Source organism: Pseudarthrobacter sp. P1, assembly GCF_050156935.1.
Lineage (GTDB): Bacteria > Actinomycetota > Actinomycetes > Actinomycetales > Micrococcaceae > Specibacter.
Genome location: NZ_CP189584.1, coordinates 2,937,722 through 2,958,852, shown reverse-complemented (window position 1 = coordinate 2,958,852; position 21,131 = coordinate 2,937,722). Strand labels below are relative to the sequence as shown.

Annotated in this window: 19 protein-coding genes and 2 tRNA genes; 5 read left to right on the top strand and 16 right to left on the bottom strand. The window is 66.3% G+C overall.

The annotated features are described in order from the left end of the window. Positions 1–33 precede the first annotated feature (33 nt). Positions 34–1,962 (top strand): Stk1 family PASTA domain-containing Ser/Thr kinase, encoded by a 1,929-nt coding sequence (gene pknB, locus ACQCSX_RS14020; RefSeq protein ID WP_427015907.1) that lies wholly within the window; start codon positions 34–36, stop codon positions 1,960–1,962. A 42-nt stretch (positions 1,963–2,004) separates the two neighbouring features. Here the strand turns inward: pknB and ACQCSX_RS14015 are convergent, their stop codons facing one another. From ACQCSX_RS14015 to ACQCSX_RS14005, 3 genes are read right to left on the bottom strand one after another with little or no spacing between them, the layout of a single operon-like run. Further along, positions 2,005–2,643 carry an anthranilate synthase component II gene (locus tag ACQCSX_RS14015; RefSeq protein ID WP_427015906.1) on the bottom strand — a complete coding sequence of 213 codons (639 nt, stop codon included), beginning with the start codon at positions 2,641–2,643 and terminating at the stop codon, positions 2,005–2,007. Positions 2,644–2,645: 2 nt separating this feature from the next. Next, complete coding sequence (locus ACQCSX_RS14010; RefSeq protein WP_427015905.1) at positions 2,646–2,810, bottom strand: hypothetical protein; 165 nt, start codon at positions 2,808–2,810, stop codon at positions 2,646–2,648. A gap of 2 nt (positions 2,811–2,812) precedes the next feature. Next, positions 2,813–3,604 (bottom strand): class E sortase, encoded by a 792-nt coding sequence (locus ACQCSX_RS14005; RefSeq protein ID WP_427019055.1) that lies wholly within the window; start codon positions 3,602–3,604, stop codon positions 2,813–2,815. Positions 3,605–3,834: 230 nt separating this feature from the next. Between ACQCSX_RS14005 and ACQCSX_RS14000 the strand changes: the two genes are divergently transcribed. Then, positions 3,835–4,089 (top strand): cell division protein CrgA, encoded by a 255-nt coding sequence (locus ACQCSX_RS14000; RefSeq protein ID WP_427015904.1) that lies wholly within the window; start codon positions 3,835–3,837, stop codon positions 4,087–4,089. A gap of 102 nt (positions 4,090–4,191) precedes the next feature. Here the strand turns inward: ACQCSX_RS14000 and ACQCSX_RS13995 are convergent, their stop codons facing one another. Together ACQCSX_RS13995 and ACQCSX_RS13990 are read right to left on the bottom strand one after the other, a co-directional pair. Continuing rightward, positions 4,192–4,515: a hypothetical protein gene (locus ACQCSX_RS13995; protein ID WP_427015903.1), complete on the bottom strand. Its 324-nt coding sequence runs from the start codon at positions 4,513–4,515 to the stop codon at positions 4,192–4,194. A gap of 454 nt (positions 4,516–4,969) precedes the next feature. Then, positions 4,970–7,609: a LuxR C-terminal-related transcriptional regulator gene (locus ACQCSX_RS13990; RefSeq protein WP_427015902.1), complete on the bottom strand. Its 2,640-nt coding sequence runs from the start codon at positions 7,607–7,609 to the stop codon at positions 4,970–4,972. Between the two features lie 589 nt (positions 7,610–8,198). Between ACQCSX_RS13990 and ACQCSX_RS13985 the strand changes: the two genes are divergently transcribed. Further along, positions 8,199–8,756: a flavin reductase family protein gene (locus ACQCSX_RS13985; protein ID WP_427015901.1), complete on the top strand. Its 558-nt coding sequence runs from the start codon at positions 8,199–8,201 to the stop codon at positions 8,754–8,756. Here ACQCSX_RS13985 and ACQCSX_RS13980 read toward each other — a convergent pair. Both ACQCSX_RS13980 and ACQCSX_RS13975 read right to left on the bottom strand, forming a co-directional pair. After that, on the bottom strand, positions 8,753–9,631 hold the full coding sequence (locus ACQCSX_RS13980) for a rhomboid family intramembrane serine protease (protein WP_427015900.1): 879 nt from the start codon (positions 9,629–9,631) through the stop codon (positions 8,753–8,755). The genes ACQCSX_RS13985 and ACQCSX_RS13980 overlap by 4 nt on opposite strands. A gap of 49 nt (positions 9,632–9,680) precedes the next feature. Then, on the bottom strand, positions 9,681–10,223 hold the full coding sequence (locus tag ACQCSX_RS13975; protein WP_427015899.1) for a peptidylprolyl isomerase: 543 nt from the start codon (positions 10,221–10,223) through the stop codon (positions 9,681–9,683). Between the two features lie 173 nt (positions 10,224–10,396). Between ACQCSX_RS13975 and ACQCSX_RS13970 the strand changes: the two genes are divergently transcribed. Both ACQCSX_RS13970 and ACQCSX_RS13965 read left to right on the top strand, forming a co-directional pair. Then, entirely contained in the window at positions 10,397–11,287 is an 891-nt protein-coding gene (locus ACQCSX_RS13970; protein ID WP_427015898.1) for a hypothetical protein, read from the top strand. Between the two features lie 96 nt (positions 11,288–11,383). Then, positions 11,384–12,298, top strand: a complete 915-nt coding sequence (locus ACQCSX_RS13965) for a glycosyltransferase (RefSeq protein WP_427015897.1) — start codon at positions 11,384–11,386, stop codon at positions 12,296–12,298. Here the strand turns inward: ACQCSX_RS13965 and ACQCSX_RS13960 are convergent, their stop codons facing one another. From ACQCSX_RS13960 to recF, 9 genes are all read right to left on the bottom strand, one after another. Beyond that, entirely contained in the window at positions 12,299–13,204 is a 906-nt protein-coding gene (locus ACQCSX_RS13960; RefSeq protein WP_427015896.1) for a DMT family transporter, read from the bottom strand. Between the two features lie 89 nt (positions 13,205–13,293). Further along, positions 13,294–13,369 (bottom strand) — tRNA-Ala (locus tag ACQCSX_RS13955). 26 nt (positions 13,370–13,395) lie between these two features. Then, a complete protein-coding gene (locus tag ACQCSX_RS13950; protein ID WP_427015895.1) occupies positions 13,396–13,515 on the bottom strand; it encodes a DLW-39 family protein in 120 nt (39 codons plus the stop codon). Between the two features lie 35 nt (positions 13,516–13,550). Continuing rightward, positions 13,551–13,624, bottom strand: a tRNA-Ile gene (locus ACQCSX_RS13945). Positions 13,625–13,735: 111 nt separating this feature from the next. After that, the gene (locus ACQCSX_RS13940) at positions 13,736–14,227 is read right to left on the bottom strand and encodes a DUF3566 domain-containing protein (RefSeq protein WP_427015894.1); all 492 of its coding nucleotides are present in this window, start codon (positions 14,225–14,227) and stop codon (positions 13,736–13,738) included. Then, positions 14,224–16,890: a DNA gyrase subunit A gene (gene gyrA, locus ACQCSX_RS13935; RefSeq protein ID WP_427015893.1), complete on the bottom strand. Its 2,667-nt coding sequence runs from the start codon at positions 16,888–16,890 to the stop codon at positions 14,224–14,226. The genes ACQCSX_RS13940 and gyrA overlap by 4 nt, the downstream gene beginning before the upstream one ends. A 59-nt stretch (positions 16,891–16,949) precedes the next feature. Next, the gene (gene gyrB, locus ACQCSX_RS13930) at positions 16,950–19,070 is read right to left on the bottom strand and encodes a DNA topoisomerase (ATP-hydrolyzing) subunit B (RefSeq protein WP_427015892.1); all 2,121 of its coding nucleotides are present in this window, start codon (positions 19,068–19,070) and stop codon (positions 16,950–16,952) included. A gap of 310 nt (positions 19,071–19,380) precedes the next feature. Beyond that, positions 19,381–19,926 (bottom strand): DUF721 domain-containing protein, encoded by a 546-nt coding sequence (locus ACQCSX_RS13925; protein WP_427015891.1) that lies wholly within the window; start codon positions 19,924–19,926, stop codon positions 19,381–19,383. After that, positions 19,916–21,130, bottom strand: a complete 1,215-nt coding sequence (recF, locus tag ACQCSX_RS13920; RefSeq protein WP_427015890.1) for a DNA replication/repair protein RecF — start codon at positions 21,128–21,130, stop codon at positions 19,916–19,918. Before recF ends, ACQCSX_RS13925 begins: the two co-directional genes overlap by 11 nt. Position 21,131: the final 1 nt, after the last annotated feature.

The window sequence follows — 21,131 nt, the reverse complement described above, 5'->3', positions numbered from 1 at the left end:
TTCCCCCTGCGCTTCAGAGAGGACACCAGCACCATGAGCATCCCGCGCGTCCTCAATGGGCGTTATGAATTGGGCGAACTGCTGGGCCGTGGCGGCATGGCCGACGTCCACATGGGCCGCGACATCCGGCTCGGGCGCACGGTGGCCGTCAAGCTGCTGCGCGGCGATCTGGCCCGCGACCCGCAGCTGCAGGTCCGCTTCCGGCGCGAAGCCCAGGCCGTGGCGGGCCTGAACCACCCCTCGATTGTGGCCGTCTACGACACCGGCGACCATTCTTCCGAGGAGCCGCTGCGCGACGGCACGCGGCAGCCGTTCATCGTCATGGAGTACGTCCGGGGCCGCACCCTGCGGGATCTGATCCGGGCCAAGGAAATCAGCATCGACCACGCCATCGACTACACGCTGGGCGTGCTGTCGGCGCTGGAATACAGCCACCGCGCGGGCATCGTGCACCGGGACATCAAACCCGCCAACGTGATGGTCACCCAGGACGACGCCGACCGGCTGGGCACCATCAAGGTGATGGACTTCGGCATTGCCCGCACCATTGCCGATTCCACGGCCACCTTGACGCAGACCCAGGCCGTGATCGGCACCGCCCAGTACCTCTCCCCGGAACAGGCCCGCGGCGAGACCGTGGACGAGCGCAGCGACCTCTACTCCGCCGCCTGCCTGTTCTATGAAATGCTGGCCGGCCGGCCGCCCTTTGTCGGCGACAGCCCGGTGTCGGTGGCCTACCAGCACGTGCGCGAACCACCGATCCCGGCCAGCGTGTTCAACAGCGAGGTCTCCCCTGCCCTGGACAGCGTGCTGATGCGCGCCCTCCAGAAGAACCGGACCGACAGGTTCCAGAACGCCGCATCCTTCCGGCGCGCCCTGCGCGCCGCCCGCACCGGCGTCGAACTGGCCCCGGTGCCAGCCACGGGGCCGAATGCTGCCCCGCGGACGCCGGCGGCCGGCATCCCCGTCACCGTTCCCGCCGCGGCACGCGCCGCCCTGCCTGCCACCGGCGCAACCACCACCCTGGGGCTGCCCGAGCCGGCCACCCGGGCCATGGCCAAGGCACTCTCCGGCGGGGCGCTCACCACCGACGATGGCACCGAACCGGTTGCCGACGGCCCGGACCGTGCAGTCAAGGTGCGCCGGCGCACCTGGATGGCGACGTTCTTCGTATTCCTGGCCATCGTGCTTGGCGGCGGCGGAGTGCTGGGCTACAACCTGCTCACCGCCGAACCGCCGGTGCCGCCCAAGGTGGCCATCCCGTCGGTGGCGAATCTGTCGGAGACGGAGGCCGTCACCGCGCTGATCAATGCCCGCTTCAAACCCCAGATCGAGCCCAGCTACGACGCCAAGGTGCCCAAGGGCATTGCCATCGGCACTGACCCGTCCTCCGGCAGCATGGCCACCAGCGAGTCCTTCGTCCGGCTGCAGATCTCCAAGGGCCCCGCCACCGTGGCCATTCCCTCGACGCTGGCCAACAAGACCGAATCGGAGGCGCGCGGAGCCTTGTCCGCCCTGGGCCTCGTACCGGGGGATACCCTCGCCGTGAACGACCCGTCCATCGAGAAGAACCTGGTGGTCACCACCGACCCGGCTCCGGCTGCGGTGGTGGGCGTGGGGAGCAAGGTGAACCTGAAGATCTCCTCCGGCAAGGTGACCATGCCGGCCCTGTATTCAAAGACGCAGGACGAGGCCACGCTGGCCATCCAACAGGCCTCGCCCACCCTGAAGGTCGAGTTCCAAGAGGTCGAAAACCCGGTGTCCTCCACCTGGGGCCAGGTGACCCGGCAGTCCGTCGACGCCGGTGCAAGCGTCGACCAGGGCAGCACCATCACCGTCCAGATCGCCAAGGCGCCGGCGGCACCCGAGACCCCGAGCCCGAGCCCGAGCCCGAGCCCGACACCGTCGCCCAGCTCCGACCCCAGCCCGGGGCACAGGAACGGCGGCAGCGACAACGGTTAGGCCGCCACGCCTGGTTTCGGTGGTCGAGCCTGGGCCCGCTGCTTAGGTGTTGATCAGCGGGCTCAGTGTCGCTGCCTTGGCGGCGGCGCCTTCCATGCCCAGGCTTTCGAGCCAGTTCCCCAGCATCAGGTAACCGCCCTGGGTGAGCACCGATTCCGGGTGGAACTGGACACCCCACAGCGGAGCCGTGCGGTGGGCCAGACCCATGATGACGCCGTCGGCCGTTTCAGCGGTGATCTCCAGCACCGCCGGAATGCTCTCGCGCACGGCAGCGAGCGAGTGGTAGCGCGTGGCCGTGACAGGGCTCGGCAGGCCGGCAAAGACGTTCTGGCCGCGGTGCGTGACCTCGGATGTCTTGCCGTGCATCAGCTGCTCGGCGTGGGTCACCACACCTCCGTAGGCCTCGGCCAGTGCCTGGTGGCCCAGGCAGACGCCCAGCATGGGCTTGGCGTTCTCGCCGCACCACTTGATCAGCTCGATGCAGATGCCGGCCTCGGCCGGGTTGCCGGGACCGGGGGAGACCAGCACGCCGTCGCGCGCCGATGCCAGCTCGATGGCCTCGGCCAGCGTGACGTCGTCGTTGCGGACCACAGTGGTCTCGGCGCCCAGCTGCTGGAGGTAGCCCACCAGCGTGTAGACGAAACTGTCGTAGTTGTCGACAACCAAAATTCGCGTAGTCATGGCTAGGGGTTGGAACCAATCGTTGAGTCGGTGAGTGGGTTGTATTGGGACAGCCAAGGGAAGACGTAGTCCATCAGCACCAGCACGGCGGCGGCCAGAAGGAGCACCGAGGTGATGATGCGCAGCCACAACGGCCCCGGCAGAGTGCGGAAGATCCAGCCGTACATTCCTAGCCCTTTCCTGCGGTGGAGGCCACCAGATCGGCGATGGCGGCCGGTGGTCCGGCACTGGCCGGCTGCCAGGAGTCCAGCACCGAGTAGGCAATGATGCGCTCCTGGGAGCCAAAGCGCGGGTTGCAGCTGGTCATGGTCAAAAAGCTCTGCGTGGGCGCGGCGCCGGCGGCCGTGGGGACGGGCAGCAGGACGTCGGTCCGTGTCGGCAGCACGATCTGGTTGTTCCGGAAGACGTAGGTGTAGTAGCCGTCCCTGGTCTGCACATAGATCTTGTCGCCCGGGACCAGCGTGTGGATGGCATCGAGCACGGCACCGTGGGTCTGCCGGTGCCCCGCCACGGCAAAGTTGCCCACGGCCCCCGGCATGGCCGTGCTGCCGTAGTGGCCCAGGCCCAGCGTGTCCAGGACAGCGGTGCTGGTTCCCTGCACGAGTGGGCGGTAGTAGTCCTCGCCAAAGCGCGGGATGTAGATGACACCAAACGTTTCGCCGTCGACGGCGGGGGCCGGGGTGACCAGGGGTGGTCCGTAGTCCTCGGGCCCGGGGGTGGCCAGCGCCTGCGGGGCCAGCGGGCCCTGGAAGTTGTGCGCAAATTGTTCCACCGCGTGCTGCTGGGCGTTGTCGGCGGCGATGTTGCTCCACCACAGTTCCCAGGCCGCGAACAGCAGCACGATGACACCGGCGGTGATCAGGAGTTCGCCAATGATCTGGACCAGCAGGCTGACAAAGCCCCGCTTCGGGGGGTTTGCGCGCCCCGGACGGTCCATGGAAGGAGTGGAGAGCTCCGCCATTTCGGCGTCCATGGGGGCGGCATCGAGCGTACGATCCACCACTTTGTCTCCTGATGTTGGCCCGAGGGTCACGTAGCCTTGCATCGCGGCCGGTGCCGCTAGAATTACGACCAGAACCCGTGCGGTGCCGTGTGTTTGGCATCTTCCTCTATGAGGATACCAAGGTGCCGCTGCCCCCTGTTTCCCGTCGCGGTGCAGTACTACCGCCGCCACCCGCCAAGGAGATCGAAGTGCCTGAGTCAAAGCCGCGCCGCCGGCCCAACCGCACCCCGCAGCAGTCCCAGCCGGCCGCCGCGCACAAGCCGAACGCCGTGTGGTTCAAGCCCGTCATGATCTCCCTGATGCTGATCGGCCTACTGTGGATCATCGTCTACTACATCACCAACGGTCTGTGGCCCATCCCCGGCATCGCCAACTGGAACATCCTCGTCGGCTTTGGGATCGCCATCGCCGGCTTCATGATGACCACGCGCTGGCGCTCGTAGCCGGCTTACAGCGGCCACCGGCCCGGTGCCGGCACGCCCGACGGCGGCGCTCCCCAGTGCGGGAGTGCCGCCGTCGGACATTAACCACCCGGGGTGGACTCCTCAGTCCTCCCCCTCGGCGCTGCCCTTGCCGGGGGCACCGGCTGAATCCACGTACTTTCCCGGAACGTGCCCGTCCGCGCGGTCCGGAACCTCGCCGGCGTCGCCGTAGTCGGCCTCGGCAAATTGGCCGGCCTCGGAGCCCAGCTGGGCCTCCTCGGTTCCGGCCTCGCCGTAGTCGCCCTCAACGTAGCGCCCCTCCGATTCGCCGGCATGGTGGCCCGATACGGAGCCCGCCTTGCCGTACGAGCCCTCCGCGTAGCGGCCATGGCCCTCGGCAGCCTCCGCATCGCCAGGAGACCTGCCTGATCCGTTGTTCCCAGCCATGCTGTGCCTTCCTTTCACTGATTCCCTCACGCCATCTCTGGCGTACCTTCAATCTAGGCACGCCAGGGCGCACGGTGTAAAGGGAATCGGGGTTAAGGCGCACGGCGCCAAGGGGCAGGTCCGCGGGGGAGTGTCCCCGGCACCGCGGGGACACTCCAGCGGGTTGGGGAGCGGCAGGACTGGGGGACCCTGCCGCTCCGGCTGTGCACCAGAATGGGGGATTCTGGAAATCCGCTGGTTCCCGGCGGCGCCGGAAGGCACTGCCATCGTAGGCAGGGCGCTCAATGCCACACGCGAGTGCTGGCCACTCTATTTTGCGAACCCCTTCACTCCAAGGCAGCAGGGACAGCACTTCCTTTGAGGTGCAATTACTCGCCCCGTGGATGTTCCCCTGCACGGCGACGCGGCGCCGGCACGCCACACCGGGACCGGGACCGGGACGGCTCAGCCGGCCCTACTCTGTGGTGCCGGCGCTCTCCAGGGCCCGGGCCATGTGGGCCAGCTCTTCGCGGGACTTGATGTCCAGTTTGATGAATGTACGGTACAGGTGCCCCTCGACGGTCCGCAGGGAAACATGGAGGCGCGTGGCAATGTCGTTGTTGCTGAGCCCTGCCGCAACGAACTTGGCAATCTCCGCCTCGCGGCGCGTCAGTTCAGGGTGGTCGGCACTGCCAAAGGCCTGGGACGCGATGCCGGGCAGGCGGTCTCGCAGGGTCAACAGCATGGCGGCGGCCTTGCGGCTCTTTTGCTGCTGGCCGCTTTCGCTGAAGCGTTCCTGGGCGGTGGCGGCGAGTTCGGCCGCGATCAGGTCGAAGCCCTGCATGGTGGCCATGGTGGAAGCGTCCTGGAGCATCTCGCCTTTTTGGCTGGCCATGGCCTGGCCGTAGGCCACATAGAAATCGCGGTGCCGTGACTGCACCACCTCCGCGAGCTCCTGCAACCGGCCCAGCACGGCACCTCCACCCATGCGGATCATCAGCATGGCAACAGTGAATTCGATCGTGGCGTAGCCGTGGGCCTGGCAGTTGGCCCGGATCTCCGCCAACTCATCGATGCCCGAGGATGTGTCTCCGATGGTAGACGACGCCGCTATGGCATAGGCCCGCCCCTCCAAGGCATACATGGCAGCACCGCGGCGCCGCAGCCCGTCCAGTTGGGCCAGCCGTGCCCGTGCCTGGTCCACATCCCCGCGCAGGGCCGAGGCATAGGCGCCAAGGCCCAGCGCCACCGGCAGCACCAGCCACGGATCATGCTCCACCAGCGCGTCAAGGCACGGCCGCATCTGAGCCAGTGCCTCCTCCACCCGGCCCATCCGGATGTACATCATGGCCAGGCCCAGATGCCGCAGTCCGCGGCTGGGCAGGATCAGATTGTGGTGGACTGAAATGGCTGTCTCCAGCAACTCCGTGGCCGATTCCCAGTCCCCGTAGTAGATCATGGCAGCTGAGGCCCGGGCATAGGCAAGCACTGAAATGTCGGGCCGGGAAAATGGCTCCTGGTCCAGCGCCGCCAATATCTCCACCGCCAGCGACGAAGCTTCGGCCGCACGGCCGGAACCGGCCAACACTTCGCACAGCATCCCCTTCAGCTGGACGGTGGTGCCAACATCCACGAGAGTGGGGTTGGCCAGCAGCGCATCGAGGCGGCGGTGGGTATGCTCCAGATCACCCAGAGACAATTCCGCCAGCGCACGCAGCTCCTCCACCCGGAAGCCCGGCGAACCGGCGTCGTCCTCGGCGCTGGTGTCCCCAAACTGGCCGTGGTAGGCGGACAGCGCACCGGCAAACCGCTCGCCAAAGTCCTCCTCGGGTGCGAACGCCCAGCACCAGGCCTCCAGTGCCTGGGCCGCCGTCGCCGAATCCGCGGCCAGGGACAGGCTGCGCGTGGCCAGGTCCCGCGCGGCCGACAGCTGGGACGCGTGGTAGCTGGCCAGGGATTGCTGGGCCAGAGCCGAGGCAAGGTGCGGGCCGTGGGTGATGAGTTTACTGATGCGCAGGGCGTCCGGCGTCCGCAGCGCCCGGTTGGCCAGCGTGGCAGCATTGACCAAGACGTGGTCGTCAATGGCCAGGCCGCAGTCCAATTGCCACAGCACATCGGTGATGATGGAATCGTGCAGGCCCAGGGCATGCGGATCGAAAACTGTCGAAACCTCTGCCCGCAGGCCGCGGCTGCGCCCCACGGGGACCAATTCCCTGATGGCAGCACTGAACGCCGGGCGGGCCAGTTCGACCTTCACCTCCCGCCCCAAGGTGATGACGGCAATCTCGCTTTGCTGCACTTCATCGAGCTCATCCGCGGTGCACAGCTGCAAGAGGGCATCCAGCGGCAGGGGGCCCGCCAATGCCAGAATGTCCACAATGCGCTTTGACGCCGGACTGATCTGGGCCAGGTCCATCCGCAGGAAGTCCCGCGATTCCGCCCCCAAATGGTCCGCCGGGTGGTCCAGCGCCCACGTCCCCGCAATCTCGCGAAGCGTGCCATCCTCCAGGGCCCCGGCCACCAGTCCCTTCACGACGCCGGCATTGCCGTTGGACCGCTGCCATAGATAGGACGCAGCGGCTCCTGCCACCCGCCCCTCCAGCAGACCCTCCATCAGGGCCTGGACTTCGCCGGCCGCAAGCGGGTCCACCTCGAATCGCCGCAGTCCGCCGTCGCGCCACAGTTGGTGGAGTGCATCCCCGGCGGACCCCGGAAGGTCCGACAAAATGAGCTTGGCTCCTGTGTCCAGCAGCGCCTGGGCGATGACGGCGGCGCTCTGGCCGTCCAAATGGGCGGCGTTGTCCACCACCAGAACTACCGGGGCTTCGGCGAGGTCCTGCTGGATCTGGCGTTCCAACCCCAACAGGACGCTGTGGAAATCATCCAGCCGCTGGTCCGTGGCACCGATGCGTGCGTTGACAGCGCCAAATTGCACATGAGAGAGCGCGGCACTGGGGGAGAGGCGGATGACTGTGGTGTCCGCACCCAAGGCAGCCAACACCTGGCCCACCACCCATGTCTTGCCGACCCCGTGCTGGCCAACAATGAACACGCCTTGGGTTGCCCCCTCGCGCAGCTCCTGCACTATGTCCGCAACCAATGTGAGTCGGGACAAATCGCCTCCCCCTTACGCAATCCTCGACCGGCATTCGCCCCCTCGCGAATGCCATCAATACGCCAATCCCCAAGTGGGGCCCGGCACAATGCTGGGGACAGTCTAGGACAGCGGCGGCCAACCGTTGGTAGATGTCCACATATGACCGGCCACCGGTTGCACCTGCACCCAACCACCGGCTTTGGGAGCATCTACTGCCACACACTTATCCGGTACCCACAGCACGGAGTCCCGCCGCGCCGAGGCCAGGTGAGGTCCGGGCCACATCCCCAAAGTTATCCACGTCCGGGGATAACTTTGCGATGTTATCCACAGGCACGATTCGAACAGGAGGTTGTCCACCCCTGTTGCAAAAGTTATCCACAGGGGTGGACAACGCGTCGTGGATATTGCCACCAAATCCCAGAAATCCGCGGAAAAGTAATCCACAGGTGTGGAATTACATGTGTGTAAGTTATGCCCAGTGTGTACAACCCTGTGGAAAAACACATGTTCTAATGATGTTTTCTATATTAGAAATACAACCCTGTAAGTTATGCCCAGCTGTGGACAGCGCTGTGGATAACAGTGGGCGTGCCACCATGGTGGCATGGAAATGACACCGCGGGCGCCCGGTCACGCACTGGCCCGCCCCGAACCTTCGCAGGCTGATGTGGACGAGTTTTCCCGGCTCAGCGCCGAGGCTGCGTCGGCGGTGGCTGTGCTGAGCGCGGTGTGGCAGGGACGTGACTACGCAGGCACCGTGGGATCCTTCCTGACGGTGTCCTGGGATCCACCCACCATGCTGGCCAGCCTGTATGCCGAGTCCAGGCTGGCGGCGGCGGTGGCGGGTTCCGGCCGCTGGGCGCTGAGCGTGCTGCCCTATGGGCACAAGAGCGTGGCCAATTGGCTGGCGAGCCCGGGCATGCCGCTGGAGGGATTGCTGGAACGGGTGCCGTTCAGGCGTGGGGAGTTGACCGGCGCCGCGGTCGTCGACGGAGCCTTGGCCCATTTTGAACTGGAGACGGCAGACATCCACCCGGCGGCCACCCACCTGCTGGTGGTGGGCACAGTGGTGGGGATGGGCAGCACGGCCCCACCGTCGGAGGCGATGGATCCGCTGCTGCACTGGGGCGGGGACTATGTCCGCCTGGCCGGGCGCGGCTAGAGCCCGTACAGCTGCTGCAGGGAGCTGTTGATGACGCCGACCCGGTAGACCGCCAGGCCCACCAGGACAAGGACCAGGGCCGCGAGGCCGCCCCACTGGATGAGGTTCCGGCGGGGGCCCTTGGGTGCATAGACCAGGGCCAGGCCGCCCAGCACGCCGGCCACCAGGCCGCCCAGATGGGCCTGCCAAGCGATGCCCGATCCCATGAAGCCGAGCACGGCATTGATGACCAGGAGCACCACGAGCTGGCGGACGTCGCCGCCCATCTTGCGCTGGAGGACAAAGAGGGCCCCAAAGAGGCCAAAGATGGCACCGGAAGCGCCCACGACGGCGGTGCCCACCGGGCTGATCAGCAGCACGCCAACGGATCCGGCAAAGGCGCTGACCAAGTACAGGGCCAGGAAGCGGCTGCGGCCGAGCGCAGGTTCCAGGGCATGGCCCAGGATCCACAGCGCATACATATTAAAGGCAATGTGGAGCAGGAAGCCCTGCGAATGCAGGAACGCGCTGGTGAGCATCCGCCAGGGTTCGGCCTCCGTGGTGAAGGGGGCATAGGCAAAGTTCTGGAACACCACATCGTTGGGGACGGCGAGCTCGAGCACAAAGACCACCACACAGAGCGCGATCAGCGCCAGGGTGACCATCGGCCGGCCGGAGCGGACGGTGCCGCCGAAGATGGTGCGGGTGGCCGGCACGGCGCGCGTGGCCTCCTGGACACAGTCCACACACTGGATTCCGACGGCGGCGCTGCGCTGGCAGTCCGGGCAGGCCGGCCGCCCGCACCGCTGGCAGCGCACATACGCCACGCGGTCCGGGTGGCGGGGGCAAACGGGAACGTCGGCGGGCACGCCCGCCGCCGGAATCGAGTAACTCACAGTGTGTGTGAACCTTTGATGGTGTTCGGTTGGTTAGAGCTGCAAAATGCTAGAGCTGCTCAACGGAGACGGAGTTGATGACGACGTCCTCGCGGGGCTTGTCACCGGCACCGGTGGCAACGCCCTCGATGGCGTCGACAACGGCCTTGGACTCTGCGTCGACAACCTCACCGAAGATGGTGTGCTTGCCCTGCAGCCAGCCCGTGGGGATGGTGGTGATGAAGAACTGGGAGCCGTTGGTGCCGCGGCCGCCCTGGATGCCTGCGTTGGCCATGGCCAGCTTGTAGGGCTCGTTGAAGTTCAGTTCCGGGTGGATTTCATCGTCGAACTGGTAGCCGGGGCCGCCGGTCCCGCGGCCGAGGGGATCGCCGGCCTGGATCATGAAGTCCTTGATGATGCGGTGGAAGATGGTGCCGTTGTACAGCGGCGCGTTGGACTCCTCGCCGGTGGCGGGGTGCTTCCAGGTGATTTCACCGGTGGCCAGGCCAACGAAGTTCTTCACAGTCTTGGGCGCGTGGTTGCCGAAGAGGTTCACCACGATGTCGCCGAGGCTTGTGCTGATGGTTGCTTTTGCGGTTGGGATAGCAGTCATGCCGATATTCTGCCACGCCACCTGCGACCTTGGCCCGGCCCATGGCCGCCGTTCCGCGCACAGTGAACCGCCCGGGCCCGGTGCAGGAGGTGTTTTATGCGGCAAAGAATGGCCCGCCGCGGCGCATGGACGTAGGCTGAACCCAGAAATGCCATTATTCCCGGGAGGTAGTTGTGAAGAACGCAGACCGCTTGAACCACGGCCTGGAGGACGCTGTAACCACAGGTGTGGAGCACGCCAGGGACTGGGCAACACCCCATGTCGAGGCCGCACTGCACTGGGCCGTTCCGCGGCTGGAGAAGGGCATTGAGACGGCTTCACCGATCGTCCAGGACGGCCTGCGCAAGGCCGCACACCTGACGGCCGAGGGCGTTGCCGCCGTGACCCCGAAGATCCAGGAGGGGCTGGAAAAGCTGGCCCCGCGGATCTCCGACGCCGTGGACGAGGCTACGCCCAAGATCCAGGAGACCCTGGACAAGGCCGGCCCCGCGCTGTCCTCCGCCCGCGACAAGGTGGTTGCCGACTACCTGCCCAAGCTCTCCGGCAAGGTGGGCGAGGTTGCCGCCGCGCTGGGCAAGGCCTTGGAAAACGCGACGACGCCGGAACAGGTTGACGTCGTCGTCGCCCGACTCACCGGGGATCCGAATGCTGTCGCCAAGGCGGAGAAGGTGGCCGAGAAGGCAGCCAAGGACGCCGCAGCCGCGCTGAAGTCCCAGCACAAAGGCGGGCGCAAGGGCTGGCTGGTGTTCGGCGTGATCGCTGCCGCAGCGGCCGCAGCGGCAGCGGCTTGGAAGGCCTCCAAGCCGGTCGAGGACCCGTGGAAGACACCTGCCCCCGTGGCCAGCGCCGCAGCGCCGGTCAAGGCCGCTGCCGAGGCCGTCAAGGACACGGCAGCCGACACCGCGGATACGGCCAAGCACCTCGCAGCCGAGACGGCCGGCACCGTGGCGGACGCCGCGGAATCCGCCGTCGACGAGGCCAAGGACGCGGCCCAGACCGCCGTCAAGGACGCCAAGACGGCCATGGATGACACTGCCTCCGCCAAGCACAAGGACGAGTCCTAGCCAAGGGCAGGAGCAGCACCCCCGCTTGCCGTGCGGGACACAAGACCGCGGGACCCTTCGGGGTCCCGCGGTTTTTTCGGTGTTAGATTGGTGCTGATGTCACCCGAGAACCCGTTGCCGGAGCCCACCCTTCCCTCGCCTTCCCCAGAGCTGCTGCCCGGACCAACCACCGGGTCCGGCGCTGCGCGTCCGAGCGTTTCCATTGTGATTCCGGCCTACAACGAGGAAAGCGTGATCAGGCAGTGCCTGATCGCCGCGATCTACCAGTCCATTCCGGCCGAGGAAATCATTGTGGTGGACAACAAGTCCACCGACAGCACCGCCGAGATCGTCCGCCGCCTCCAGCGCGAATACCCCGAGAGCCCGATCCGGCTGCTGGCGCAGAACGAGGCGCAGGGGCTCATCCCCACGCGCAACTTCGGCTTTGAGCATGCCAACGGGGAGATCCTGGGCCGCATCGATGCCGATTCCGTCCTGGAGCCGGACTGGGTGGAGGAGGTCCAGAAGGCCTTCATGAGCACCCACACCGACGCCATCACCGGCCCGGTGGTCTACTACGACATGCCGCTGCGCCGTTTTGGGCTCAAGGCTGACGACAAGATGCGCCAGCTCATGCTGCGCCTGGCCAAGCACCAGTACCATTTCCTCTTCGGCTCCAACATGGCCCTGCGCCGCACCGCGTGGGAGACCATCCGGGACGAAACCTGCCTGGACGAGCGCGATGAAATGCACGAGGACATCGATCTGTCCCTGCATCTGGCCGACCATGAGCTCAGTGTCCGGTATATACCCAGCATGGTCAGCGGCATGTCCGCCCGCCGGCTCGAGGACTCACCGCGGGACTACCGCTACTACGTGACCCGTTTTGAGCGCACCTACAAGGCGCACAACATCAACAAGATCGCCCTCAAGGCGCCCATGGTGGTGTTCTTCTCGGTCTATTTCCCGGCCAAGATGCTCCGCGCCGTCCACACGGCCAGCATCAACCAGTTGGCACGCCGCCCGCGCTAGCTAGTCCGCGCCGCCGGTGCCGTCGCCTTCCCGGCGCGGCCGCCGCGCCAGCGAACTGCGGCCCTGCAGGAGCACCACCACGCCCAGTCCCGCCAAGATCAGGGCCAGGCCGGCGTAGGTGCCCGCCGGGAGCGTCTCGCCCAGGAACACCGCCGCCAGGATGGCGGCCCCGGGGATCTCCAGCAGAATCATCATGGAGACCACCAACGGGCTGATGGTGGCGAGCAGATGGTTGAAAATCGTGTGGCCCATGATCTGCGAGACCAAGGTCACGGCGGCAATTCCCAACCAGGCCTGTGGCGGGAAGCCCGCCAGCGGCTGGCGCCAGATGAGGCACATCGCCAGCAGGACCACGGCACAGACCCCGTAGCAGAGCATGGTGTAGATGCCCGTGGACATGGTGCGCCGGGCCTTGGCCCCGGCCATCGTATAGAGTGCGGCCAGCGCACCGCCGGCCAGCGCCAGGGCGTCGCCCTTGGCCGCCTGCGGGGAGTGGCCGATGTCGAAGCCCGAGACCACGACGACGCCGGCCAGCGCGAGCCCCAGCCCCAGCACAACCGGCCTGCCGGGCTTGATGCCGCCCAGGAGCTGGAAGACGGCAATCCAGGCCGCCTGAAGGCATACCAGGGCCGTGGCCGCGGCCACGCTGGTCAGCTTGACCGAGGTGATGAAGCAGGCAAAGTGCAGGGCCAGTGCGACGGCGGCCGCGATTCCCCATTTGTAGTCCGCCCAGCGCAGCTTGGACAGCTGGGTCCGCTGGCGTGTGGCGACGGGAACCGCCATGACGGCCGCGCCCAGCGCGGTGCGCCAAAACGCGATGGCCAGGGCAGGGGCGGCGGTGGCCGCCATGATGGGGCCGGACGCCGAAACACCCAAAATGCCGAGAACGGCCAGGAGAACAGTCACCCGTCAACACTAGGGCACCTCGGGGCAGGGCCGGTCCGTCCCTTAAATCAAAGAACACCCCGGCCGCAGTGGCCGGGGTGTTCTTCCTATGGTGGAGGCACGGGGACTCGAACCCCGAACCCCCTGCTTGCAAAGCAGGTGCGCTACCAATTGCGCCATGCCCCCATGGGAGGTATCCAGTATTCCTATTGTCAGTTGACCGTGTCGGTCGCCTGGCTCCAGGTTGATTTCTGGATTTTGGAATCCCGCATTTTCCTTCGGATAACAAGGAATCCTGCAAATGCAGTTGCAATTACCAGCAACTTCTTCACACGTACCTTCTTTCCAAAGAAACCCTTGGTTTCCGTGGGCGCACCAGGACTTGAACCTGGGACCTCTTCGTTATCAGCGAAGCGCTCTAACCGCCTGAGCTATGCGCCCTCCGGCCCTCACCGGGCCGAGATAAAACTGTACCGCATGAAAGCCCAACTCCCAAAATCGGCGGGCCCAAAGGTCTTTTGGGCCCGCCCATTCAGGGATTATGGCACCGGATTAATCGTCGGTCAGGGTCACGCCGATGCCACCCACCAGGGTGGCGGAGACGTTGTAGAGCACAGCGGACAACATCGACAGCGCGGTCAACAGCACCACGTTGACGACGGCGATGATGGTCGCGAACGAAGCCACCTGGCCCAGAGACGCAAACTTCTTCAGGTCGAAGGCACCGCTCTCTGCGCCCTGGATGTCCGACATGAGCGCGTTGACCTTGTCGAACAGTCCGGTCAGGTCAAGCACCGTCCACAGGACGATGGCGGCCACCACGGTGATGATGCCCAGTGCCACGGAGAGCAGGAAGGCCATCTTCAGCACGGACCACGGCTCAACCTTGCTCACCAGCAGGCGTGCACGGCGGGCCTTGGCCTTCGGAGCGGGCTTCACCAGCGCGGGGCGGGCCGCGCCGGCGGCGGGCCGCTGCGGCGGACGCGCAGGCGCCCCTACCCGCGGGCCGGATGTGGGCCTCGGGTTCGGGTTACTGGTGCTCACGGGGTACCTCCACTTGTTGCGTCATCATTTTCCAAAAATACTTCATCACCCTGAACGTCGGGCTGGGAATCGGTCTCGGAGCCTGCCTCGGAGTCCGGCAGCGCGCCGTCGGCCGATGCCTCGGACTCGGAATTCTCGTCCTCTTCATGCTCCAGATCATGCTCCAGGCCGCGTTCGCTGTTGCGCGCCACCTCGATGATCTTGTCGTTCTTGTCAGGCTTGGCGAAGACCACGCCCATCGTGTCGCGGCCCTTGGCGGGGACCTCGCTGACGTTCGAGCGGACCACCTTGCCTCCGCCCATGACCACCAGCACCTCGTCGTCCTCGTGGACGATCAAGGCGCCCACAAGGTCGCCGCGGTCTTCGACCAGCTTGGCCACCTTGATGCCCAGGCCCCCACGGCCCTGCAGCCGGTACTCATCCACGGCCGTGCGCTTGGCGTAGCCGCCCTCGGTGACGATGAAGACGAAGGAATCGTCCCGGACCACGTCCAGGGCCAGGAGCTCGTCCGTGCCGCGGAACTTCATGCCCGTCACACCGGAGGTGGCACGGCCCATCGGGCGCAGCGCCTCGTCGGTGGCGGTGAAGCGGATGGACTGGCCCTTGCGGGAGACCAGCAGGAGGTCGTCGGTTTCGGAGACCAGCTGGGCGGAGACCAGTTCATCGCCGTCGCGCAGGTTGATCGCGATGACACCGGCGGCACGGTTGGTGTCGTAGTCCTCCAGGCGGGTCTTCTTCACCAGGCCGGTCTTGGTGGCCAGCACCAGGTAGGGGGACTGCTGGTAGTCGCGCAGGTCCAGCACCTGGGCGATCTTCTCGTCCGGCTGGAAGGCCATCAGGTTGGCCACGTGCTGGCCCTTGGCGTCGCGGCCGGCCTCCACGAGCTCGTAGGCCTTGGCACGGTAGACGCGGCCCAGGTTGGTGAAGAAGAGCAGCCAGTGGTGCGTGGTGGTGACGAAGAAGTGCTCCACCACGTCGTCCCCGCGGAGCTGGGCCCCCTTGATGCCCTTGCCGCCGCGGTGCTGCGAGCGGTAGTTGTCGCTGCGGGTGCGCTTGACATATCCCCCGCGGGTAATGGTGACCACCATCTCCTCTTCGGGAATGAGGTCTTCCATGCTCATGTTGGAATCAAAGCCCATCATGATCTGCGTGCGGCGGTCATCGCCATACTTCGCGGAGATCTCCGCCAGCTCATCGCTGACGATGCCGCGCTGCACATCCGGGCTGGCCAAGATGCGGTTGAACTCGGTGATCATCACCTCGAGCTCGGCGTGCCTATCCTGGATCTTCTGGCGTTCCAGCGCGGCCAGGCGGCGCAGCTGCATGTCCAGGATGGCCTTGGCCTGGAGCTCATCGATCTCCAGCAGGCGCATCAGGCCCTCGCGGGCCTCCTCGGTGGTGGAGGACGCACGGATGAGGGCAATGACCTCGTCCAGGGCATCCAGGGCCTTGAGCAGGCCGCGCAGGATGTGCGCCTCCTCCTCGGCCCTGCGGAGCCTGTACCGGGTGCGGCGGACGATGACGTCCAACTGGTGCGTGACCCAATGGCGGATGAAGGCATCAAGGCTCAGCGTGCGCGGCACGCCGTCGACGATGGCCAGCATGTTGGCGCTGAAGTTGTCCTGCAGCTGGGTGTGCTTGTAGAGGTTGTTCAGCACCACCTTGGCCACGGCGTCGCGCTTGAGCACGACGACGAGTCGCTGGCCGGTGCGGCCGGAGGTCTCATCGCGCAGATCGGCGATGCCGGCGATCTTGCCGTCCTTGACCAGCTCGGCGATCTTGATCGCCAGGTTGTCCGGATTGGCCTGGTAGGGCAGCTCGGTGACCACCAGACAGGTCCGGCCCTGGATCTCCTCAACGGACACCACGGCGCGCATGGTGATGGACCCGCGGCCGGTCCGGTAGGCGTCCTCGATGCCCTTGTGGCCCAGGATCTGGGCACCGGTCGGGAAGTCGGGGCCCTTGATCCGGACGATCAGCGCCTCGAGCAGCTCCTCGCGGGTGGCCGTAGGGTTCTGCAGGTACCACTGGACGCCGTCGGCCACCTCGCGCAGGTTGTGCGGCGGGATGTTGGTGGCCATGCCGACGGCGATGCCGGAGGAGCCGTTGACCAGCAGGTTCGGGAACCGCGCCGGCAGGATGGTCGGTTCCTGGTTCTTGCCGTCATAGTTGTCCTGGAAATCGACGGTTTCCTCGTCAATGTCTCGGACCATCTCCATGGCCAGCGGGGCCATCTTGGTTTCCGTGTATCGCGGGGCGGCCGCGCCGTCGTTGCCGGGAGAGCCGAAGTTGCCCTGCCCCAGCGCCAGCGGGTAGCGCATGGTCCAGTCCTGGATCAGGCGGACCAGGGCATCGTAGATGGCCGTGTCGCCGTGCGGGTGGTACTGGCCCATGACCTCGCCCACCACGCGGGCGCACTTGTTGAAGGATCGCTCCGGCCGGTAGCCGCCGTCGAACATCGCGTAGAGCACGCGGCGGTGCACGGGCTTGAGGCCGTCCCGGACGTCCGGCAGGGCGCGTCCCACGATGACCGCCATGGCGTAGTCAAGGTAGGAGCGCTGCATTTCCGTCTGCAGGTCAACCTGTTCCACGCGGTCGGTGGTGATGGTCCCTTCGATGGCGTCGCCGCCGTCCTCCGGGATACCTGGAGTTTCGTCACTCATAGTCTTTATATTCCATTCCCAATATATGTCCGATTCGCAATGTCTGGGGCGCTGGCGCCCTAGATGTCAAGGAATCGGACGTCCTTGGCGTTCTGCTGGATGAAGTTTCTGCGGGATTCGACATCCTCGCCCATCAGGACGGAGAAGGTCTGGTCAGCGGCGGCGGCGTCATCCATGGTGACCTGAAGCAGCGTGCGGTGGTCAGGGTCCATGGTGGTGTCCCAGAGCTCGGTGTAGTCCATCTCGCCCAGACCCTTGTAGCGCTGGATGCCGTTGTCCTTGGGGATGCGGCGCCCCGAGGCCTGGCCGGAGGCCAGCACGGCATCGCGTTCGCGGTCGCTGTAGACGTAGTCGTGCGGCGCGTTGGACCACTTGATGCGGTACAGCGGCGGCTGGGCCAGGTACACGTAGCCGTTCTCGATGAGCGGGCGCATGTAGCGGAACAGCAGCGTGAGCAGCAGCGTGGTGATGTGCTGGCCGTCCACATCGGCATCGGCCATCAGCACGATCTTGTGGTACCGGGCCTTGGCCACATCGAAGTCCTCGCCAATGCCCGCACCAAAGGCGGTGATCATGGCCTGGACCTCGGCGTTGCCCAGCGCGCGGTCAAGGCGGGCCCTCTCCACGTTCAGGATCTTGCCGCGCAGCGGCAGGATGGCCTGGGTGGTTGGGTTGCGGCCGCGCACGGCGGAGCCGCCGGCCGAGTCACCCTCCACGATGTAGATCTCGGAGATGGACGGATCCTTGGACTGGCAGTCCTTGAGCTTGCCGGGCATGCCGCCGGACTCCAGCAGGCCCTTGCGGCGCGTGCTCTCGCGTGCCTTGCGGGCCGCCAGTCGCGCCTGGGAGGCCTGGATGGACTTGCGGATGACATCGCGGGCGGGGCCGGGGTTGCGCTCCAGCCAGTCGCCCAGGCCGTCGGTGACCACGCGCTGGACGAAGCCCTTGACCTCGGAGTTGCCCAGTTTGGTCTTGGTCTGGCCCTCGAACTGCGGCTCGGACAGTTTTACCGAGATGACGGCCGTCAGGCCCTCGCGGATGTCGTCACCGGTGAGGTTGTCATCCTTTTCCTTGATGATGTTCTTTTCGCGGGCGTACCGGTTGATCAGGCTGGTCATGGCCGCACGGAAACCCTCTTCGTGCGTGCCACCCTCATGCGTGTTGATTGTGTTCGCATACGTGTGGACGCTCTCGGAGTACGCGGTGGTCCACTGCAGGGCCAGTTCCACGGCCATGCTGCGCCCGGCATCCTCGGTTTCGAAGGCGATGACGTCCTCGTGGATGACATCGACCTTCTTGGAGGAGTTCAGGTACTTCACGTAGTCCAGCAGGCCATCGTTGTACTGGTAGACAACCTCGCGGTGTCCCGACGGGTCGGTGCCATCCTGGGGCGAATCCAGGTCCAGATCCCCGTCGGTGTCCACGACGGCGGCCGTGCGCTCGTCCGTCAGGGTGATCTTCAGGCCCTTGTTCAGGAACGCCATCTGCTGGAACCGGGCCCGGAGCGTCTCGAAATCGAACTCGGTGGACTCGAATATGCTCGGATCGGCATAGAAGGTCTGGGTGGTGCCCGTCTCGTCGGTGGCCTCGCCCTGGACCAGCTCGCCCTGGGGCTTGCCGCCGTCGGCAAAGCTCATCCGCCACGCGTGGCCCTGGCGGCGGACCACCGTGTCCACGCGCGCGGAGAGTGCATTCACCACGGAGATGCCCACGCCGTGCAGACCACCGGAGACTGCGTAGCCGCCACCGCCGAACTTTCCGCCGGCATGCAGGATGGTCATGACCACCTCAACGGTGGGTTTGCCCTCGGTGGGGTGGATGTCCACGGGGATGCCACGGCCGTTGTCCACAACCTTGACGCCGCCGTCGGCCTGGAGGATCACCTCGATGTGGTCGCAGTAGCCGGCCAAGGCCTCGTCCACAGAGTTGTCCACAACTTCGTACACCAGGTGGTGCAGACCGCGGGGTCCGGTGGATCCGATGTACATGCCGGGGCGCTTGCGGACGGCCTCCAGCCCCTCAAGGACCGTGATGTCGCTTGCGCCGTATTCGCGGGGTGCGGCCGTCTCTGCCGGGGAATCCGCCGGGGACGCGGTTCCGGCGGAGGATGCAGGGGCGGTGTCGCCGCCCGGCTCCGGATTCGCCGCGTTCTCGGGATTCACAGGATTGCTGGTAGTCACAGGCGCGTTCGACCCCTCTATTCTTCGGTGGTTGCCGTCGCAGTGCAGGCCGCCCATGCAAGATGGCGGGCCGGCCCTGGTGCAGGCACGTAACTAAAGCCGCCGTGTGCCGCGCCCCTCGGGGCTGCTGCCATCCGGCGTCCAGTATTCACGCTCATTCTACCTTGTGGGGTGCGACAAACGGGTGCGCCATGGCCCTGGATGGCCAAGTAAGCGCGCTAGGACCGCACCAACGGGCCTCGAATAGGGGGCATTGTGCTCCCGCCTGTTTCAGGCGGCCAGCAGTGCCTTCCGGCGGTGCCGCCCCCGGCTATCCGTAGGTGTCGCGCGGACCCCGGCCCTTCACAGTGCGGAACCCCTTGCGCCAGCTCGGCGCGGTGGGGCCGAGCACCAGGATTTTGGTCACGACACCGGCGCCGAGTTCGGCATCGAAGCGGGCTAGCAGCGACGAACTGAGCAGGCGCAGCTGCGTGGCCCAGCTGGTGGAATCGCAGCGCACATGCAGCGTGGTTTCCTCAAAGCTTTCCGGCTGGCAGTGTGCGGCAATGTCCGCGCCCACCAGCGTATTCCACTGCGCCATGACGGATCCGATGGCCAGCGGCGAGCTCCAGCCGCGTTCGCTGACCAGCCGCCCGACCACCTTGCCCAGGCCCAGTGGGTCCCGCCCGGAGTCCTTGGTGTCAAGGAACGGACGCCGATCGCGCACCTTTTTCGGCTTCGCGTCCATGCCCAACCGGCTGCGCGGGATGCGCAGTTCGCCGCGGCTCTTCGCAATCGCCCGCATCCGGTTCAACGCCGCCTGCGCCGCATCCACCTCGGTGGTGTGGTCGTCGGGATCCGGCGTTTCAGGCTTCAAGGGGGACCACTCCACCCGGAATCACGCGGATCTGCGCCCCGCTGAGCTCGGTGGGGATGTCGGCGTCGACGGCGGCCGTCACCAGCACCTGCTCCGCCGTGGAAACGATGGCGGCCAGCTTGGTGCGGCGTTGGGTGTCCAGCTCGGCAAAGACGTCATCGAGGATCAGGATGGGCGCATTGCCCTCGATCGCCGAGTCCTCCAGCAGCACGTAGTAGGACGCCAGCCGCAGGGACAAGGCCACGGACCAGGTTTCGCCGTGGGAGGCGTAGCCGCGCGCCGGCGCCTGGCCGAGGATCAGCTCGAGCTCGTCGCGGTGCGGACCCACCAGCGACAAGCCGCGTTCCAACTCCCGGCGCCGGGAGGCGGCGAAGGCGGCGATGTACCGTTCCCGCAGCTCTTCGATGCCCAGTCCGGCCAGGGACTGCTGGCCATCGACCGCCGGGGACAGCCCCGCCGGAGAATCGCCGTCGTCCTCGGCCAGCGGCTCCTCCAGCGTGGAGCGGTAGATGGCCCGCAATTCCTTGGATCCATCGGTGAGCTGGCTGTAGGCGGCACCGAGCTTTGGCATCAGCTTTTCCAGCAGTTCCAGCCGCGCGGCCAGCAGCGCCGCACCGGCCGCGGCCATGTGCTCGTCCCAGACATCAAGGGTTGCAAGATGCCCCTCACTCACGCCGGCCCGCGAATAGTGCTGGGACTTGGCGCTCTTGAGCAGGGCATTGCGTTGTTTGAGCACGCGCTCATAGTCGCTGCGGGTGGCGGCGTGCCGTGGCATCAGGGTGACCAGCAGTTCATCCAGGAAACGCCGGCGGTTGCTGGGATCTCCCTTGACCAGCGCCAGATCCTCCGGGGCAAAAAGCACTGTGCGGCAGATCCCCAGAATGTCCCTGGCCCGCACCGGATTGGCCCGGTTGATGCGGGCCCGGTTGGCGCGGCCGGCGTTCAGCTCGACTTCCAGCATCACCGATTGCGCGCCGCGGACCAGTTTCGCGCGGATCAGGGCACGGTCCGCACCAAAACGGAGCAACGGCCCGTCCGAACTGACCCGGTGCGAGCTCAGCGTCGACAGATAGCCGACGGCCTCGACCAGGTTGGTCTTGCCCAGCCCGTTGGAGCCCACGAGCACAGTGATTCCGGGGCCCAGCGGCAGATCCACCTGCTCATAGCTGCGGAAATCGGTGAGGGAAAGGTGCTCCAGGTACACA

Excerpts from the sequence above, each read along its gene's own strand:
- pknB (WP_427015907.1), top strand. The coding sequence starts at position 34 with ATGAGCATCCCGCGCGTCCTCAATGGGCGTTATGAATTGGGCGAACTG.
- ACQCSX_RS14015 (WP_427015906.1), bottom strand. The coding sequence starts at position 2,643 with ATGACTACGCGAATTTTGGTTGTCGACAACTACGACAGTTTCGTCTAC.
- ACQCSX_RS14010 (WP_427015905.1), bottom strand. The coding sequence starts at position 2,810 with ATGTACGGCTGGATCTTCCGCACTCTGCCGGGGCCGTTGTGGCTGCGC.
- ACQCSX_RS14005 (WP_427019055.1), bottom strand. The coding sequence starts at position 3,604 with ATGGCGGAGCTCTCCACTCCTTCCATGGACCGTCCGGGGCGCGCAAAC.
- ACQCSX_RS13995 (WP_427015903.1), bottom strand. The coding sequence starts at position 4,515 with ATGGCTGGGAACAACGGATCAGGCAGGTCTCCTGGCGATGCGGAGGCT.
- ACQCSX_RS13985 (WP_427015901.1), top strand. The coding sequence starts at position 8,199 with ATGGAAATGACACCGCGGGCGCCCGGTCACGCACTGGCCCGCCCCGAA.
- ACQCSX_RS13975 (WP_427015899.1), bottom strand. The coding sequence starts at position 10,223 with ATGACTGCTATCCCAACCGCAAAAGCAACCATCAGCACAAGCCTCGGC.
- ACQCSX_RS13965 (WP_427015897.1), top strand. The coding sequence starts at position 11,384 with ATGTCACCCGAGAACCCGTTGCCGGAGCCCACCCTTCCCTCGCCTTCC.
- gyrA (WP_427015893.1), bottom strand. The coding sequence starts at position 16,890 with ATGAGTGACGAAACTCCAGGTATCCCGGAGGACGGCGGCGACGCCATC.